This window comes from Psychrobacter sp. Cmf 22.2, from assembly GCF_001921745.1.
GTDB lineage: Bacteria > Pseudomonadota > Gammaproteobacteria > Pseudomonadales > Moraxellaceae > Psychrobacter.
On sequence record NZ_MRYA01000001.1, the window covers coordinates 452,806 to 469,814 of the forward strand.

15 protein-coding genes are annotated in these 17,009 nt (G+C 41.9%); 13 read left to right on the forward strand and 2 right to left on the reverse strand.

Translation table 11 applies throughout. The annotated features are described in order from the left end of the window. Window positions 1–546 (reverse strand): DUF2058 domain-containing protein, encoded by a 546-nt coding sequence (locus BTV98_RS01955; RefSeq protein WP_075102796.1) that lies wholly within the window; start codon window positions 544–546, stop codon window positions 1–3. 325 nt (window positions 547–871) lie between these two features. On the opposite strand from BTV98_RS01955, the gene BTV98_RS13605 reads away from it, so the two are divergent. The 4 genes from BTV98_RS13605 to BTV98_RS01970 all read left to right on the forward strand — a co-directional run bounded on the left by BTV98_RS13605 (window position 872) and on the right by BTV98_RS01970 (window position 2,248). After that, entirely contained in the window at window positions 872–1,042 is a 171-nt protein-coding gene (locus tag BTV98_RS13605) for a hypothetical protein (protein ID WP_178379339.1), read from the forward strand. A 94-nt stretch (window positions 1,043–1,136) separates the two neighbouring features. Continuing rightward, window positions 1,137–1,388: a hypothetical protein gene (locus tag BTV98_RS01960; protein ID WP_058369214.1), complete on the forward strand. Its 252-nt coding sequence runs from the start codon at window positions 1,137–1,139 to the stop codon at window positions 1,386–1,388. 70 nt (window positions 1,389–1,458) lie between these two features. Then, entirely contained in the window at window positions 1,459–1,941 is a 483-nt protein-coding gene (locus tag BTV98_RS01965; RefSeq protein ID WP_075102797.1) for a hypothetical protein, read from the forward strand. Window positions 1,942–2,029: 88 nt separating this feature from the next. Continuing rightward, window positions 2,030–2,248: a hypothetical protein gene (locus BTV98_RS01970; protein ID WP_058369213.1), complete on the forward strand. Its 219-nt coding sequence runs from the start codon at window positions 2,030–2,032 to the stop codon at window positions 2,246–2,248. Between the two features lie 205 nt (window positions 2,249–2,453). Here the strand turns inward: BTV98_RS01970 and BTV98_RS01975 are convergent, their stop codons facing one another. Continuing rightward, window positions 2,454–3,158, reverse strand: a complete 705-nt coding sequence (locus tag BTV98_RS01975) for a tRNA-(ms[2]io[6]A)-hydroxylase (protein WP_075102798.1) — start codon at window positions 3,156–3,158, stop codon at window positions 2,454–2,456. Window positions 3,159–3,847: 689 nt separating this feature from the next. On the opposite strand from BTV98_RS01975, the gene BTV98_RS01980 reads away from it, so the two are divergent. The 9 genes from BTV98_RS01980 to eno all read left to right on the forward strand — a co-directional run bounded on the left by BTV98_RS01980 (window position 3,848) and on the right by eno (window position 16,985). Further along, window positions 3,848–6,046, forward strand: a complete 2,199-nt coding sequence (locus BTV98_RS01980) for a malate synthase G (RefSeq protein WP_075102799.1) — start codon at window positions 3,848–3,850, stop codon at window positions 6,044–6,046. Between the two features lie 589 nt (window positions 6,047–6,635). Continuing rightward, window positions 6,636–7,679: a porin gene (locus tag BTV98_RS01985; protein WP_075102800.1), complete on the forward strand. Its 1,044-nt coding sequence runs from the start codon at window positions 6,636–6,638 to the stop codon at window positions 7,677–7,679. Between the two features lie 195 nt (window positions 7,680–7,874). Next, window positions 7,875–9,005: a porin gene (locus BTV98_RS01990; RefSeq protein ID WP_075102801.1), complete on the forward strand. Its 1,131-nt coding sequence runs from the start codon at window positions 7,875–7,877 to the stop codon at window positions 9,003–9,005. A gap of 230 nt (window positions 9,006–9,235) precedes the next feature. Beyond that, on the forward strand, window positions 9,236–10,870 hold the full coding sequence (locus BTV98_RS01995) for a CTP synthase (RefSeq protein ID WP_075102802.1): 1,635 nt from the start codon (window positions 9,236–9,238) through the stop codon (window positions 10,868–10,870). Between the two features lie 222 nt (window positions 10,871–11,092). Then, a complete protein-coding gene (gene kdsA / locus BTV98_RS02000; protein WP_075102803.1) occupies window positions 11,093–11,968 on the forward strand; it encodes a 3-deoxy-8-phosphooctulonate synthase in 876 nt (291 codons plus the stop codon). Window positions 11,969–11,992: 24 nt separating this feature from the next. Continuing rightward, the gene (locus tag BTV98_RS02005) at window positions 11,993–12,247 is read left to right on the forward strand and encodes a heavy-metal-associated domain-containing protein (protein ID WP_058369206.1); all 255 of its coding nucleotides are present in this window, start codon (window positions 11,993–11,995) and stop codon (window positions 12,245–12,247) included. 179 nt (window positions 12,248–12,426) lie between these two features. Further along, window positions 12,427–12,651 (forward strand): heavy-metal-associated domain-containing protein, encoded by a 225-nt coding sequence (locus BTV98_RS02010; RefSeq protein ID WP_058369205.1) that lies wholly within the window; start codon window positions 12,427–12,429, stop codon window positions 12,649–12,651. 352 nt (window positions 12,652–13,003) lie between these two features. Continuing rightward, window positions 13,004–15,352, forward strand: a complete 2,349-nt coding sequence (locus tag BTV98_RS02015; RefSeq protein WP_058369204.1) for a cation-translocating P-type ATPase — start codon at window positions 13,004–13,006, stop codon at window positions 15,350–15,352. Between the two features lie 316 nt (window positions 15,353–15,668). Next, complete coding sequence (gene eno / locus BTV98_RS02020) at window positions 15,669–16,985, forward strand: phosphopyruvate hydratase (RefSeq protein ID WP_058369203.1); 1,317 nt, start codon at window positions 15,669–15,671, stop codon at window positions 16,983–16,985. The last annotated feature ends 24 nt before the right edge of the window (window positions 16,986–17,009 follow it).

The following is a 17,009-nucleotide window of genomic DNA, read 5'->3' on the forward strand; positions in this document are numbered from 1 at the left end:
CTACCACATCAGATCATCTGGGATCACATAGGCTGCATAAGGATCCTCATCATCTATCTCAGTGTCTGACTTGTCGTTGGACACGACGATAAACCCTTCTAACTTGGCATCTATACGATCTGCTAACGGGCGGGGAAGTAGCGCATATCCCTCTTCTAGTCGCGCAATAACCACATGACCAGCCACTACCTGATCATACAGTTTTGGAGTGATATGGATCTTTTTTATTTTAGACTGATCAACGAATTGATAGCTAACATCACTTTCTGTACCCGTGAGTGTCTCTTTAATCTGATGCTGTTTGATCATTTGAATGATATTAGCTTTTAGCGTTTTTTGTTCTAAGATTTGCTGTTTTTCTTGATTGAGCTTCTGATCCTTTTCTACCTTTTTTGCCTGTGCTTCTGCCAGAGCCTTTTTGGCCTCAACATTTGATGAGTCACCAGTACGTTTGGCATGTTGAGACTGTTTGTTTAACTTTTTAGCTTTTTTGCTATCAACCAAGCCAGCTTTTAAAAGTTGAGCTTGTAGGGCATTTTTGGCCATAATTTGATTACCTAGACAATAAACGATGAGTCACTTTTTTAAAGATACGTGGTTTTTAAAAATATATGGTAGCAAATTTTGTTAGCGCGTGTCGTGAGTTCTGCCAAATTGCATAAGACATACAAAAAATATAAGTAGCCGACTGTTATCAATCGTCCGCTGTCTAAGGTTACAAACTGTCTTTTAACATCACATTTATTCACATATTGATACGGCAGTACACTAGTGCTATCAATTACTTGGCACATATAATTGTTGTAGATTTAAATAATAAAGACAATTTTATAAACCGATGACAGATAATAAAGAAAGGTGGGAACTTACTATGAGTGATACAAATAACGACGTTTCAGATGTCAAAAAAGCTGCAGAACAAGTAGATAGCCAACAGATTGATAAAAACCTAAACAATACCAATCAGACTAATACTGCCGAAGATCTAAGCGAGAAAGAGCAGACGCCTTTCATTGAAGAAAATCTGCGTACAGACAAATAACTTATATTTAGAGTTATAACCGTATTAAGGTATAACCTCAGTATCTTAAAGAAACTTTCAGACCATATTAGACTATAAACGCGAGGAACATGCTATGCCAGACAATACTCGTCCAAATAATGAAGAAGCCGTGCCAATGGATGATCCTGCGTCCGCGCGCCCAGAGAACCCTAAAGACAGTTATGAAGGTCGTAAGTATGAGCCAAATATAGATGGGCCAGAGCAGACATCTCAAGAAACAGATGAAGTGTTTGTTGATCCCCGTAAGGAAGAGGATCTGCCTCCAGGAGGCAAAAATGTCGCTGATCTAAATGCTCATGACTTAAGTCAAAAGAACAACCCATAGGACTCTATAAGCTTTTAATCATTCCTCGACCAATTCAATAACTTTATAATAAAAAGATAAGGAAATATTCATGCAAACTAAAGATCCTGCCCTGACCAAGACGCCTATTATAGACGATAGTGTAGATAGCGGTGTAGACAAAAAGGACTTACGCAGTAACGATTTAGAACGCAATAATCTAGAGCGTAACAACTTAGAACGTGATGATGTGAGCAATCCGCCATTGTCGGAAAAGTCAGCCACGACCGATAAAGAAGATTTTCATGACAGTCGTGATGAAATTGAGGCCAATACCTCAGTTAATAAAGGGACTGATACCTTCAATGATGAAGTGGTTGACTCAGAGCATGTAAATGATGGTGATAATCCAGCACGTCAGCCTGATCGCCGCGATCAAGAAGGCGGTACAGCGTTTGATGATGACATCAACGAAGAAACCGTTGGTAGTTCAGCGCCCAAAAGCGAAGAGATTACTGATACAAATCGCTATGCTAGTGTTGCCAATGCCCAATCACGTACTTTAAATCCAGACGAAAAGAATTCAATTCGTTAGTAAGTGACACCGTGTATTTTCTTTATAAGTCCTGTATAAAATGGTCTGTATTTAATTTAACTGGTCACTATAATAATAAGGAAAGCTGATGAGTACGCCACAAGACAACAGTGTTAATAAAAACAACAATGTTGATAAAGACTATGAATTAAAAGACGCAGATGATAATAACGGTATTGTGCCTGATGATGCTTTGCAAAAAGCGAACCCAGCCGCCGCCGAACGCAAAAGCGATGATCATGATCCGCATAATATCGCAAAAGATGTCAAGCAATACGATAGTCCACTTATGGAAGATGATAAGTAGCGAGTACCTGTGTAAATCGTAAAGGTTAGAAAGTAAAGTAAAGGCGAACGATTTGCCGCATACAGCTAACGTGATGTTATAAAAGTCATGTCACCATAAAAGGCAAAGGTACTATAACTGAAAGGTACTACCACTGACTACGTAAAAAACCTTAGTCAGTAGTAGTATCTTCTATTATTATGAGACTATATATTATAAATCGTCCCTACATTGGTGTACCGCTGTGAAAGCGCAGCTCACTATCTGGACTGGATATTAGCTTTGCTTCTACTTCTTTAAATAGTGCCACACGATCATCGATATTGTCATCACATAATGACTGAGCGAGTGCTAGATAATCCTTAAAATGGCGACTTTCTGACTTGAGTAAGTAACGATAATATTTGGCTAAGCGCTCATCATCAATGACCTCTGCAAGAGCTGCAAAACGCTCACAAGAGCGTGCTTCTATAAAGGCACCGATAATGAGAACATCTACCATAGCAGCTGGCTCATAAGTACGTTTATGCTTTAACATACCTTTTGCATAACGACCAGCACTAAGATACGTCCAATCTTGACCGCGCTCGTTCATGATGCCAAGTACTTGTTCATAGTGGAGCATCTCCTCGCGTATCAGCTGGGCCAGTTTACGCTGTAAATCATAAGAAAACTCGTAACGAAACAGTAGATTCATCGCAGTCCCTGCCGCTTTCTTTTCACAATTGGCATGGTCTTGGATGATTAGTGGTAAGTTAGCAATAGCAGCGTCTACCCAAGTTTGTGTGGTTCGACTACCCAAGAATTCGTAGATAGGAGACATGTCTACCTTAATAGGTGTCCGTAATTGGGTAATATCAATACTGTCGTCGTTTTGACGGTTGTTGTCTTGAAAAGTATTATCGTTTATATTATTTATTACATCACTCATGAGGTTCTCTACTACTGGCTATTAACGTAACGATTTTATTTCGAACTGGCTGGAGTTAGCACCCATCTAGTTAGCACTGATATTGTCAACACTAATAGTGAGCAAAATGAATAAAAAACAGACAGTTCAATCTGTGGGCGCATACAGTATAACAGTAGGCTGTCATTACATGAATCATTAACCAATCATGTAAATAGTGGGAAACTGCTAAAGCCACTGCTGATAATATTCCACTCTGTAATCATTGCTTACAGTTTATACTTACCCTTAAGTCATTTCGTTGAGTAGTATCTGTTATAGCTTCAAAAGCTTATGGATTCTACGTTATCATTTTTATACAGCTTAAACATTTATTTGATGAATGTCTCGCTGTTGTTTATTTCGTTATTTGATAGTAGGATAATATTTCGTTTTAGAGGCATTTTATTCTAATATCAATCGTCAGTATGACAACCATCAACGATGTTGTAATACATACTGTCAGTACCACAACTGTATAGGTAGTGCTGTCTTAACTGTTATCAGATATTGATCGTCTCATCTATATAGTTTACATCAAGCTCTACAACAATTGCTTGGCACTCTATTCAAATTTGGATTGAATACTGGGTGCTAAACATCTCCCAAGCGTAACCGCTATTATAATAAACCACCATTGAATTCTATCATCAACAGATAAGGACACCACTATGAACCAGACTTCTCACTCTAATCGTATCCAAAAAGGCATTCTCGCAATTGACCAGCAAATGTATAACTTCATTGAAAACGAAGTACTGCCTAAAGTTGGCGTTGATTCGGATAGTTATTGGTCAGGTTTTGAAAAGGTTGTCAAAGAGTTTACTCCGCGCAATAAAGAGCTACTGGCTATCCGCGATAAAATGCAAAGTCAGATTGATCAGTGGCATTTAGACCATCCTGCCAAAGACGGTGAGGTTGACTATCCTACTTATAAAGATTTTTTAAAAGAGATTGGCTACTTATTACCAGAAGGCGAGGACTTTAAAGTAAGTACCCAAAATGTCGATGATGAGATAGCTCATATCGCAGGACCACAGCTGGTCGTACCTGTACGTAACGCTCGTTATGCCCTAAATGCTACCAACGCACGTTGGGGCAGTCTCTATGATGCGTTATATGGCACTGATGTGATTAGTGACGACAATGGTCAAGAAGCAACAGGTGGTTACAATCCTACTCGCGGTGCTGCGGTCGTCGCTTATGCCAAAAACTTCTTAGATGACAATTTTGCATTGGCATCAGGCTCTTACAGCGATGCTACAGGCTTTAAAGTAGTCGATGGCAATCTTGAAGTTACGCTAGGCGAGGGCAGTACGCAACTACAAGATCCAGCTAAGTTTGTCGGTTATGTTGGCGAGGCTGATAGCCCAACGGGTATCTTGTTAAAGAATAATAATCTACACGTTGAAATTCAGATTGATGGGAGTCATCCAGTAGGCAAAGACGATCCTGCAAATATTAAAGACGTACTGCTAGAGTCTGCCATTACCGCTATTCAAGATTGCGAAGACTCCATCGCTGCTGTCGATGCAGAAGAAAAGGTTGAAGTATATCGCAATTGGTTTGGCCTTATGAATGGCAACTTGCAAGAGACCTTTGAAAAAGGCGGCAAGACTCGTACGCGTAAACAAAACCCAGATCGTGAATACAACACCCCAGATGGCGGTAAGCTGATCCTACCTGGTCGCTCACTGCTACTCATTCGTAATGTCGGTCACTTGATGCAAAACCCTGCCATTTTAGTCGACTTAGGTGATGGGCCTGAAGAGATATTTGAAGGGTTAATGGATGGTTTAATCACGCCGTTATTGTCTTTAAATGACATAGAGGGAAGAAATGAGCTGTCGAACTCTCGCACAGGCTCAATGTATATCGTCAAACCAAAAATGCATGGTCCTGAAGAAGTCAAAATGGCCAATGACTTATTTAACGCCTCAGAAGACTTGTTGGGCTTAGAGCGCAATACGCTCAAAATCGGTATTATGGATGAAGAGCGCCGCATGACGGTCAACCTAAAAGAAGCCATCCGTCAAGCAAAAGAGCGCGTCATCTTTATTAACACAGGCTTTTTAGATCGTACTGGCGATGAGATGCATACCAGCATGAATGCTGGAGCATTTGTACCCAAAGGTGAGATGAAGTCGCAAGCATGGCAACCAGCCTATGAGCAGTGGAACGTTGATATCGGACTAGAGACTGGTTTGCAAGGTCATGCTCAGATTGGTAAAGGCATGTGGGCGAAGCCTGACGAGATGAAAGAGATGATGGATACCAAAGCTGCGCACCCAAAAGCGGGTGCCAATACTGCATGGGTGCCATCTCCAACTGGCGCAACCTTGCATAGCATGCACTATCATCAAGTAAACGTCGCTGATGTCCAAGACAGTCTAAAATCACGCCAGCGTGCAAGCTTAGATGATATCTTGACCATTCCATTGGCAAAAGATACCAACTGGACAGAGGAAGAGAAGCAACAAGAGCTTGAGAACAATGCTCAAGGTATCTTAGGATATGTCGTGCGCTGGGTAAACCAAGGGGTTGGGTGCTCTAAAGTGCCAGATATCAACGATGTCGGCTTGATGGAAGATCGCGCTACTTTACGTATCTCAAGTCAACACATCACCAACTGGTTACACCATAACGTCGTTAGTGAAGAGCAGGTCATGGATGCGATGAAACGCATGGCAAAAGTCGTGGATGAGCAAAACGCAGCTGACCCAGATTATCAGCCAATGGCGTCTGACTTTGAGCATTCGTATGCGTTTAAAGCCGCCTGTGATCTTGTATTCAAGGGACGCGAGCAGCCAAGTGGCTATACTGAACCACTATTACATCAAGCCCGTTTGGACTTAAAAGCCAACGTATAAGCTGATTAAGTAGCCAAATGAGCCATTATTGACCCTATAACGGAACATTCTTTATCAAAATACTCACTATTTTTATAAAAATTGAAAATATTTTTTAGGATGTTTTGAGGGGTTTCTAGATTTTATTACGCTATCAATAAGTAGCTTTGCTAATCATGGTTATAAGCATGACCACTAGTCTTTTCAAAGGCTGGTGGTTTTTTTTATGGGTATTCATTTCTAATTGCTAAATAGTTCTCGAATTTTGTCTTATAAATATTTGAGCAACATTCTGTGATTAAGCAGTAAAAAAGATGTTGCAAATTATGTCAGAGTTGTTATGCTTGTAGGCGAAGTATGAGTTTGGTAACGGATGTTACGCACTAGAGCGTTAAAGACCTAAGTTTACATAATGGTTACGCGGTCAGTATCAGTTATGTAAGTCATGGTTTTTTTCATCTTACGGTAATAGAACTTCGCCACACTTGTTTCTGACTAATCTCGGTAGCCAGTTACACATTATATCTTTGAGGATTTGTGACGATACCATTGTGAGCACTAGCTAATAACAGCTCGCTCATTACTAAAATTGTAAAGTGGAGATACACCCATGAAAAAACTACTTTTAGCTTCAGCCGTTGCTGCTTTATCTGTATCTGCAGCCAATGCAGCACCAACTCTATACGGTAAAGCTTTTTTAGCAGCTGACTATGAGAACGCTGAGTTTGATGGTCCTTCTGGTAACATGTACGACGAAGATACGTTAGAGATTAACTCTCATGCTTCACGTATTGGTCTTAAAGGTTCTGAAGCCATGACAGCTAATACTGATGTGATCTATCGGTTAGAGTATGGCACAAGTATTGATGGCGATAATGCTACCTTCACTAACCGCGATACGTATCTTGGTGTGGTAAACAAGCAATTTGGTGAGTTCCGTGTTGGTAAAAACCAATCTAGCCTAGCGCGTATTGACAACGTTGTAGTGAACCAAGGTTACTGGGATAACCTAGGTCAAACTAGAAATGAAAGTGAGGTTGTTGAAGCATTAAACATGGCGGATAGTAATCGTATCAACAGTTCAGTTATCTGGACTGCACCAAAGTATGATGGTCTACCAGTACAACTGTCTGCTATGTACAGCTCTGACGATGTAAATGGCAATAATAACGAGGGTTTTGGTGTAGCAGCGCTATTTGATCAAGGTACTGGCTTCACTGCTGGTATCGCTTATGACAAGGACCAAAACATTGTAGGCGACATCATTCGCGGTACTGCTACTGTAGATCTAGGTAAGTACATGGCTTATCCAGTACAGTTAGGTGCGCTATATCAAGTAGGGGATTATGATGATGGCGATAAAGACGAGAAAGGTTTAGTTATTAGTGCTCAAATGGGCTTAACTAACTTTGCTCGTCCAGTGTCTGTATACACACAGTACAATAAAACTGACAACTTAAATGGCGTTGATAATGCTGATTCTGATCAGATCGTTGTTGGTGGCAAGTACATGTATAAAGATAATATCATTGCACATGCCTATGCTGGTGTGAACAGCGCTGACAATGTCTCACTTATGGATGTCGATGGTAATAGTGTGAATGGTGATGGCGATGTAGTCGTAGTAGGTACTGGTCTAGAATACTTATTCTAGTAACAACTAGAATTTGCTTCTAAAAAACTCATCCTTCGGGGTGAGTTTTTTTGTTGTGTTGATTTTGTTTTAGAACAGACAGAAAAAACGTAAAAACGCAAGGCCATTCTAGGTTTTGTGTGGTTCCTTGAGTAGACTATAATGCGGTTAATAACCCGCTTATGTAATCATCAAGTATTAGAGTAGATATCTACTATGAAAAAACTCCTCTTAATTCCAGCCGTTTTAACTATGTCTGTACCTACTGCTCAAGCCGCACCAGAGCTCTATGGCAAAGTATTTGTGTCTGCTGATTATGTCAGCGCTAAGGCTGACAATATTAATAACAATTATAACTCTAAAGAACCTAGCAGGAATTTATTAGAAGTCGGCTCGCACTCATCAAGATTGGGTTTTAGAGGCTCTGAAGCTATCACTGCTAACAATGATGTCGTGTATCAACTAGAGTACGAAGTCGAGATCGATGGCGATGACAGTCATACTTTTACAAGTCGTGATACTTACTTGGGTTTAAAGAATCCAGCCTATGGCGAGTTCCGTTTTGGTCGCAACTCATCGGTCTTTAGCTATTTGTATGGTCCTATATTCAATAGAGCTTACTGGGATAATTTAGGTAAAAGAACGCTTAATGATAATGGCGGTGTTGCTGCATTGAATATGCTTGATTATACACGCCAAAATAACTCAGCGTTGTGGATTGCACCCGAATATAATGGTCTGGAATTGGTACTACAGTATGCAGCTGATGAAAGTCTTGATGATGACGATGACAGTAAAGATGGCTATGGAGCGGCGGTGAAGCTAGATAAAGGAACAGGCTATACAGCCGCTCTTGCTTATAGTAAAGATATTGAGGCGAGTGGTAGTATTAATACCTTAGACTTTGTCACTGATGATAATGCTGAAGGTCTTATAAATTATGGCGGCGATGCCTTTCGCAGTACGGTAACCGTCGATTTAGATAAATATATAGATATATCCACTCCCTTAACTTTAGGGGCGGTATATCAGCAAGCTAACTATGACTTTGCAGGCTCTGATAAAGAAAAAGGCCTGATAGTCAGTGGCAAAATGGCATTAGAGAACTTTGCTCACCCAGCTTCTGTTTATCTTCAATACAATAAGACAGACAACCTAAACGGTATCAGTAATAATGACTCGAATCAGATTGTATTGGGCGGTGAGTACGAGTTGAAAGATAATGTGATCGCTCACGCTTATGTTGGTCAAAACTCAGCCGATTATACCAGTCCTTTAGATCCTACCAACTCTGTCGCAGATATCAGGGTCTTCGCCATTGGTGGCGGTTTGGAATATCTGTTCTAATGGCTTTTATCTAAGTAGTCTTTATTTTAAAATCGTCCAAATGATAGATAATCATCATAACCATATAATGCTAAAAGACTCATCCTTCGGGATGGGTTTTTTCATTATGTCAACTTTAATAGAGAAACATTGAGCAAAACCTAAGAGTTTAAGAGACTTTGAGTTTTTGCCCTATATTTTATGGTGTATTTTTAGTAAAATCCTCTTTTACCAATTACCGATAGAGTACTATGACCAAGTTTATATTTGTGACCGGTGGGGTAGTGTCCTCACTAGGGAAAGGTATTACCGCAGCTTCCCTCGCTGCGATATTAGAAGCGCGCGGCGTGAGTGTAACCATGACTAAGATGGATCCGTATATCAACGTTGATCCAGGGACGATGAGTCCGTTTCAGCATGGTGAAGTTTTCGTCACTGAAGATGGGGCGGAGACGGATTTAGATTTAGGCTATTATGAGCGTTTTTTACGTCATTCTAAGATGAGTAAAAGTAACAACTTTACCAGTGGTCGCATTTATCAAAACGTATTGAATAAAGAGCGCCGCGGTGAGTATCTTGGCGGTACGGTACAGGTTATTCCGCATATCACTGATGAGATTAAGAGTAAGATTCTTGCCAGTGGCGAAGGCTATGATATTGCCATTATCGAGATTGGCGGTACGGTCGGTGATATCGAATCACTTCCATTTATGGAAGCGGTACGCCAGATGCAAGTGGAGCTTGGTCGTAATCGCGCCATGCTAATGCATCTAACGCTCGTGCCTTACATTGCTAGTGCGGGCGAGACCAAAACTAAGCCTACCCAGCATTCAGTCAAAGAGCTGCGTTCGATTGGCCTTCAGCCTGATATTTTAATTTGCCGCTCTGATCATCATATCTCGCAGGACAACCGCCGTAAGATTGCGCTATTTACCAATGTCGAAGAGCGTGCAGTCATTATGTGTGAAGATGCACAGAGTATCTATCAGATACCGCGCACCCTTCATGAGCAAGACCTTGATGATTTGATTTGTGAGCGTTTTGGTCTTGATGTACCCGAAGCGGATTTGAGCGATTGGGACAAGGTGGTTGAGGCTCAGCTAAACCCTGAATCAACCGTTACTGTAGCGATGGTCGGCAAATATGTCGAATTGCCCGATGCTTATAAGTCTATTAACGAAGCATTGCTACACGCGGGTATTACTCATAAAGCAGATGTCAAAATCAATTACATTGATGCTGAGCATTTAGAAGATGATGATAGCTTACTGACACAGTTAAATGATGCTGATGCCATCTTAGTGCCAGGTGGTTTTGGAGAGCGCGGTACGAATGGCAAGATACAAGCTATTACTTATGCTCGTGAAAATAACGTCCCATATCTAGGTATCTGCCTTGGTATGCAGCTAGCAGTGATTGAGTATGCGCGTAATGTAATTAAGATTAATGCCAACTCTTCTGAATTTGATCGCAAGACCGCAGAGCCTATTATAGGCTTAATCACTGAATGGTTAGATGAGCGCGGCGAGTTACAGATTCGCAGCGATGATTCAGATCTTGGTGGTACGATGCGTCTGGGCGCACAACAAGCTGAACTGGTTTCTGGTAGCAAATTAAGCCAGATCTATGGTGCTAGTAATATCACAGAGCGTCATCGTCATCGTTATGAGATGAATAACCGTTATATCGAGCCATTAGAGCAATCAGGCATGACTATATCAGGTTATTCAGCCAAGCAGCATCTGGTTGAGTCGGTTGAGATTGCGGATCATCCATGGTTTATCGCGGTACAGTTCCACCCTGAATTTACCAGCTCGCCACGCGGTGGTCATCCACTGTTTAACAGCTTTGTGAAAGCTGCAAAGAACTATAGCGAAGCTAAGTAAGGGTTTAGGCTTTTATTACAGCGCTTATACCAATCAAAAGACTGATCTTCGGATTGGTCTTTTTTTATGAGCTGATAGTCCATTGGTATTTGATAGTATTTGCGTCTGTTACTCTACAACTTGTCTGTTGTCACTAATTACGCTTATACACTTTTTTTAATTTAGCCATCGGTTACAATAGCGGGTAGAGATATTGATAACTATAAAGAGGATAACTGTTTCATGGATAATTTATCTACAGCTCAAGCACATATTCAGCTTAACACGCCTAATAATAAGACGATAAATATCGGTAATGATCAGCCGTTTGTATTGTTCGGCGGTATGAATGTTTTAGAGTCAAAAGAGTTGGCATTTGAGATTGCCGAGCAGTATGTTGAGATATGCCAGCGTTTGGGGATAGGCTACGTATTTAAAGCCAGCTTTGATAAAGCCAACCGTTCAAGCCTGCATTCGTATCGTGGTCCTGGGTTAGAGCAGGGTATCGATTGGCTAGGACAAATTAAAGAAAAGTTCCAAGTACCGATCATTACTGACGTGCACGAACCATATCAAGCAGCACCAGTCGCTGAGGTTGCTGATATTATTCAGCTGCCTGCGTTTTTATCGCGTCAGACTGACTTAGTCCATGCAATGGCAAAGACAGACGCGATTATTAATATCAAAAAGGCACAGTTTTTAGCGCCGCATGAGATGCGACATATCGTCAATAAGTGCTTGGAAGGTGGTAACGACAAACTTATTCTATGTGAGCGTGGCAGCGCCTTTGGGTATAATAATCTGATCGTCGATATGCTCGGGTTTGATACCATGAAGCAAATGGATATCCCAGTATTTTTTGATGTGACGCATAGTCTGCAGCAGCCAGGTGCACGTAGTGATAGTGCAGGCGGTCGCCGTGAGCAGATTACCACCCTTGCACGTGCTGGTATGGCAACGGGACTAGCAGGGCTATTTTTAGAGGCGCATCCAAACCCAGAAACGGCAAAATGTGATGGGCCATGCGCCTTGAGAACCAGTCAATTAGAGCCGTTCTTGCGCCAGCTCAAGCAAATTGATGATTTGGTCAAAGGCTTTGAAGTATTAGATACCCATTAATCGATAGGTAAAGAGGACAGCATAATGGCAATTCAGACGGCACAAGTGAGTATCGAGAATATTGATGACGCTGAAGGGTTAGACAGTGTTATGATAGCGTTAAAGAATATCACAGGCGTGACGGCGATAGATCTTGATGCAGCGAGTAGCATCGCAACCGTGCGCTACGATGATACCGATACCAGTATTCACGCCCTAACAGCTGCGATTAGTACGGTCGATTATGTGACCCAGCCATATCCTATTGATGCACCGCAAAATCCACATTATGATAACTAAATAATCTTATCATGTTAGCAAAAAGCTATTATTCTTTAATAAAGTGATAACCAAAAGGTGTTGTTGTTAACGATGATTCGGCTTATGCTAGTCGAACGTTGTTTTGATAAGTCTTTAATAGTTAATTACTAGATTTTCATACAAGCAATTCATTAATTTATAATAATAAGGAGCTCAACATGGCAAGCCAAACACGTATTATCAAAATCGACGGTATGACTTGCGGCGGTTGTGTGGCAAGTGTGCATACTGCGACTGACAGTATTGATGGTATAGACACTATTTCTGTCGATCTTGCTGACAATCTAGCAACGGTGACTTTCGACGATAGTAAGACCAGCGCAGAGGCTATTGCGTCTGCTATCGATGAAGCAGGATTTGATGCCACAGTCGCCAACTCTTAAACTTTTTTCTACCATAAAACCAGCTATGATGGCTGGTTTTTTTAATGGCTTTTTTATGGCTATGTGGTGACTATAAGTCATAGTTAGTAGTTATACTCATATCTAGCATCTGTATTTGCTTTGTTTAATGGTATACCCTTGAAATTTTAGTCGTCACAACCATCTACTATATATCGATAATATGTATTTTAGTATAATGATACAAATATTTTGTGAGAGCGACAAACTAAATACCCATACACAGACCTAACTAAACTTCCTGATTTACTTAGACTTTTATCTAATTGCTAGCCTTTTTTATAGCTCATAACGTTCTATAAATGCTTCATCAACGTTGTAACGAGTCTTACTTATGAATGATTCTATCCGTACTGCCAATGACCAATCTTATGATGTCGACACTGATATTCAGTCTAATACGCTGCTTGAGCCTCAACGCGCGCACTTGCAATTAGCCATTGATGGTATGACATGTCAGGCCTGTGCGTCTAGAATCGAAAAAGTCCTTAATAAGAAACCCTCAGTTTATGAAGTGAATGTAAACTTCGCAGGTGAGACCGCCAATGTCGATTATGATCCAGCGCAGACAACACCTGAACAAGTCGCAGAGTGGGTGAATAAAACAGGTTTTGTCGCAAACTTGCAGGCCGCTGATAACTTGTTTGCCAAGACGGATAAAGATACCGCGACAGAGTATCCATGGCGATTAATTGCGCTATGGGTCTGCTTGGTACCGTTTTTAGTCGGTATGGCGGGGATGCTCTTTGGACAGGGTATGGCGTGGATGCCGCCTGTTTGGATTCAATTTATCCTTGCAACCGTTGTACAATTTGGCTTGGCGTTGCCGTTTTATAAAAGTGCTTGGGCGTCCATCAAAGGTGGTCTTGCCAATATGGATGTGCTGGTCGTCATTGGTACAGTGACTATTTGGGCGTATTCAACCTATTTATGGCTCACGCATGGCGATGGCACATTAAACAGTTTACTGCAAAATAGCCATGGCGGTGGACATGGCCCTGCAGTATATTTTGAAGCAGGGGTCATGGTCATTGCTTTTGTTCGTACTGGTAAGTATCTAGAAGAACGCACTAAAAAGCATAGCCTTAATAGTATCGATCTATTGTTGTCATTGACGCCAGATGAAGTCGAACAACAACAGTCAAATGGCGACTTTCACAATGTCGCACTGCAAGACGTGCAGGTCGGAGATATCCTGCGTGCCAAGCAAGGCAGTCGTGTTGCCACCGATGGTGTGGTCATTGGTGGTAGTGGCTGGTGCGTAGAGAGTCATTTAACTGGCGAGTCTGTCCCTCTAAAAAAAGAAGAAGGCAATGAGCTGCTTGCAGGCGCTTTGGTCGAAAACGGTAGCTTGTTATATCGCGTCAGTGCAAAAGGTAGCGATACCAAACTTGGTGATATGGTGCAAGCTCTTAGCGATGCGCAAGGCTCCAAAGCCAATTTGGCGCGTCTGGCTGATAGAGTAACAGCAGTATTTGTCCCAGTCGTTGTGGCCATTGCTATCGTCACTTTTGCGCTGACATGGTGGCTGACCGGTACGATTGATACCGCTTTAATGCATGCAGTTTCGGTGTTGGTGATTGCGTGTCCCTGTGCGCTTGGATTGGCGACGCCAGCGGCTATCATGGCGGGCATGGGTGTCGCTGCGCGTCATGGCGTCTGGTTTAAAGATGCGCAAAGCCTTGAGGCAGCAGGCAATATTGATACTGTCGTGTTGGATAAAACCGGTACATTGACTGTCGGCAAACCTACCATCGTTGACCAAGTTATGGTCGATAAGTCCTTACCTATAGATGACGTATTGCAAATTGCTGCAAGTGTTGAAGCACATGCCAGTCATCCGTTGGCAACGGCACTCATTAATGCGGCAACAGCGCGCAATCTGTCGTTGTTGACGGTCACTGATATCAGCGTCATCAAAGGTGCTGGTATACAAGCAAACATAGAAGGTCTTGGTCTGGTCAAGGTCGGTACGGCAGAGTTTGCCAGTTTAAGTTTACCTAAGCTGATGCCAAAGGTGTGGCAGATTGCCAGTACGGTTGCCGTCAGTGTCAATGATGAACCCTTAGGCGCTTTTGCCTTGGCTGATGATCTAAAGACTGATACCTCGCAGGCTATTAATGCACTACAAGATTCTGGCATCAATGTCATTTTGATGAGTGGTGATAAGCAGTCGGTCGTCGATCATGTGGCAGGACAGTTGGGTATCGAAAAAGCTTATGGCAAGATGAGCCCGCGTGATAAAGCCAGCCAAATTGCCGTACTGCAAACGGCAGGTCATAAAGTTGCGATGGCAGGAGATGGGGTCAATGATGCGCCAGCGATGGCCACCGCTGATGCAAGCTTTGCGATGTTTGAGGGGACAGATGTCGCTCAGCATAGTGCTTCTGCACGTTTGATGGGCGAGTCGCTCATGCATATAGATGCGGCACAAAAGATCGCTCAAGCAACGTTACGCAATATCAAACAAAACTTATTCTTTGCCTTTATCTATAACTGTTTAGGTATACCGCTTGCCGCTTTTGGTTTTTTAAATCCCATGATAGCTGCCGCTGCTATGGCGCTAAGCTCTATCTCAGTATTGATGAATGCGCTACGATTAACACAGTTTAAGATGAAGGTTGAGCTTGATAATACAGTATCTACGTCTAATCTTGATAGCTATGACCCATCAAAGACCTAAAAAAGATATTTTTTAACAATATATGCACTTAAACGAGATAATAACGGCCAGCGTCATATGTAAGTTTGGTTTTATGGACGCAAGTTGGTGTAAGATAAGGGAAGTTTGACTAAATATATGCTATGATGCCAAGCACTATAGCCGAGTATTATTGTATCAAATAAACCTTCAATGCCACTTGAAAACAGATGATTGAATAAGGGTTTATCATTGTTTCAAATATATACGCTATAAGATATTTTGCTTTATTTTTTGTATTCTAGTTGCCGTTTTTTATCCCACAAACTTGGCATGACCAAAGGAATTAACAGACATTATGTACGCTGAAGAAATTACCAACGTCACCGCAATTAAAGACATTCGCGCTCGTGAGATTTTAGACTCGCGCGGTAACCCAACGATTGAAGCCGATGTTATCTTAGCTGATGGTACTATTGGCCGTGCTGCTGCCCCAAGTGGCGCATCAACTGGCTCACGTGAGGCGCTTGAGCTGCGTGATGGCGACAAATCTCGCTACATGGGTAAAGGCGTCAAAAAAGCCGTTGCCAATGTCAACAGTCAAATTCGCAGTGCATTAATGGACAAAGATGTCACTGAGCAGCAAAGCATCGATGATGCGATGATTGCGCTAGACGGTACAGAAAACAAAGACAACCTAGGCGCTAATGCCATGCTAGCGGTTTCTCTAGCGACTGCCAAAGCTGCTGCCAAATCACAAAATTTGCCATTACATCAATATATTGCTGACTTACGTAATCAGACCTCTTTGACGATGCCTGTACCGATGATGAATATTCTAAACGGTGGTGAGCACGCGGATAATACGGTTGATATCCAAGAGTTTATGATTGAGCCAGTTGGTTTTACCAGCTTTTCAGAAGCACTACGCGCTGGCACTGAGATTTTTCATAGCTTAAAGTCTGTCCTAAAATCACAAGGTCTAAATACAGCAGTTGGTGATGAAGGCGGCTTTGCCCCAAACTTGCGTAGCAACGAAGAGGCCATTACCGTTATCATGCAAGCGATTGAGCAAGTCGGTTATAAGGCTGGTGAAGACATTCATTTGGCTTTAGACTGCGCTGCTACTGAGTTTTATAAGAATGGTCAATACGTTCTGGCAGGTGAGGGTAACAAGGCTTTCGATAGCCAAGGCTTTTCAGACTATCTAGTAGGACTGGCGCGCCAGTATCCGATCATCTCTATCGAAGACGGTCTTGATGAGTCTGATTGGGACGGCTGGAAATATTTGACTGAGCAAATTGGTGATAAAGTACAGTTGGTCGGTGATGATTTATTTGTGACCAATCCTGCTATCTTGCAAGAAGGTATCGATAAAAATATTGCCAATGCAATTTTGATTAAGTTTAATCAAATCGGCACTTTATCAGAAACCCTAGATGCGATTTATCTTGCGAAGAAAAACGGTTACGCAACGATTATCTCACATCGCTCAGGCGAAACTGAAGACAGCACGATTGCAGATTTGGCAGTTGGTACAGCGGCAGGCCAAATCAAAACTGGTTCACTTTGCCGTTCAGATCGCGTAGCGAAATACAATCAGCTGTTGCGTATTGAGCAACAAGTACGTGCAAGCTATCGTGGCCGTGAAGAGTTCATCGGTCTACGTGGTTAATACTTAAGCTGTATTGGTGGTTAA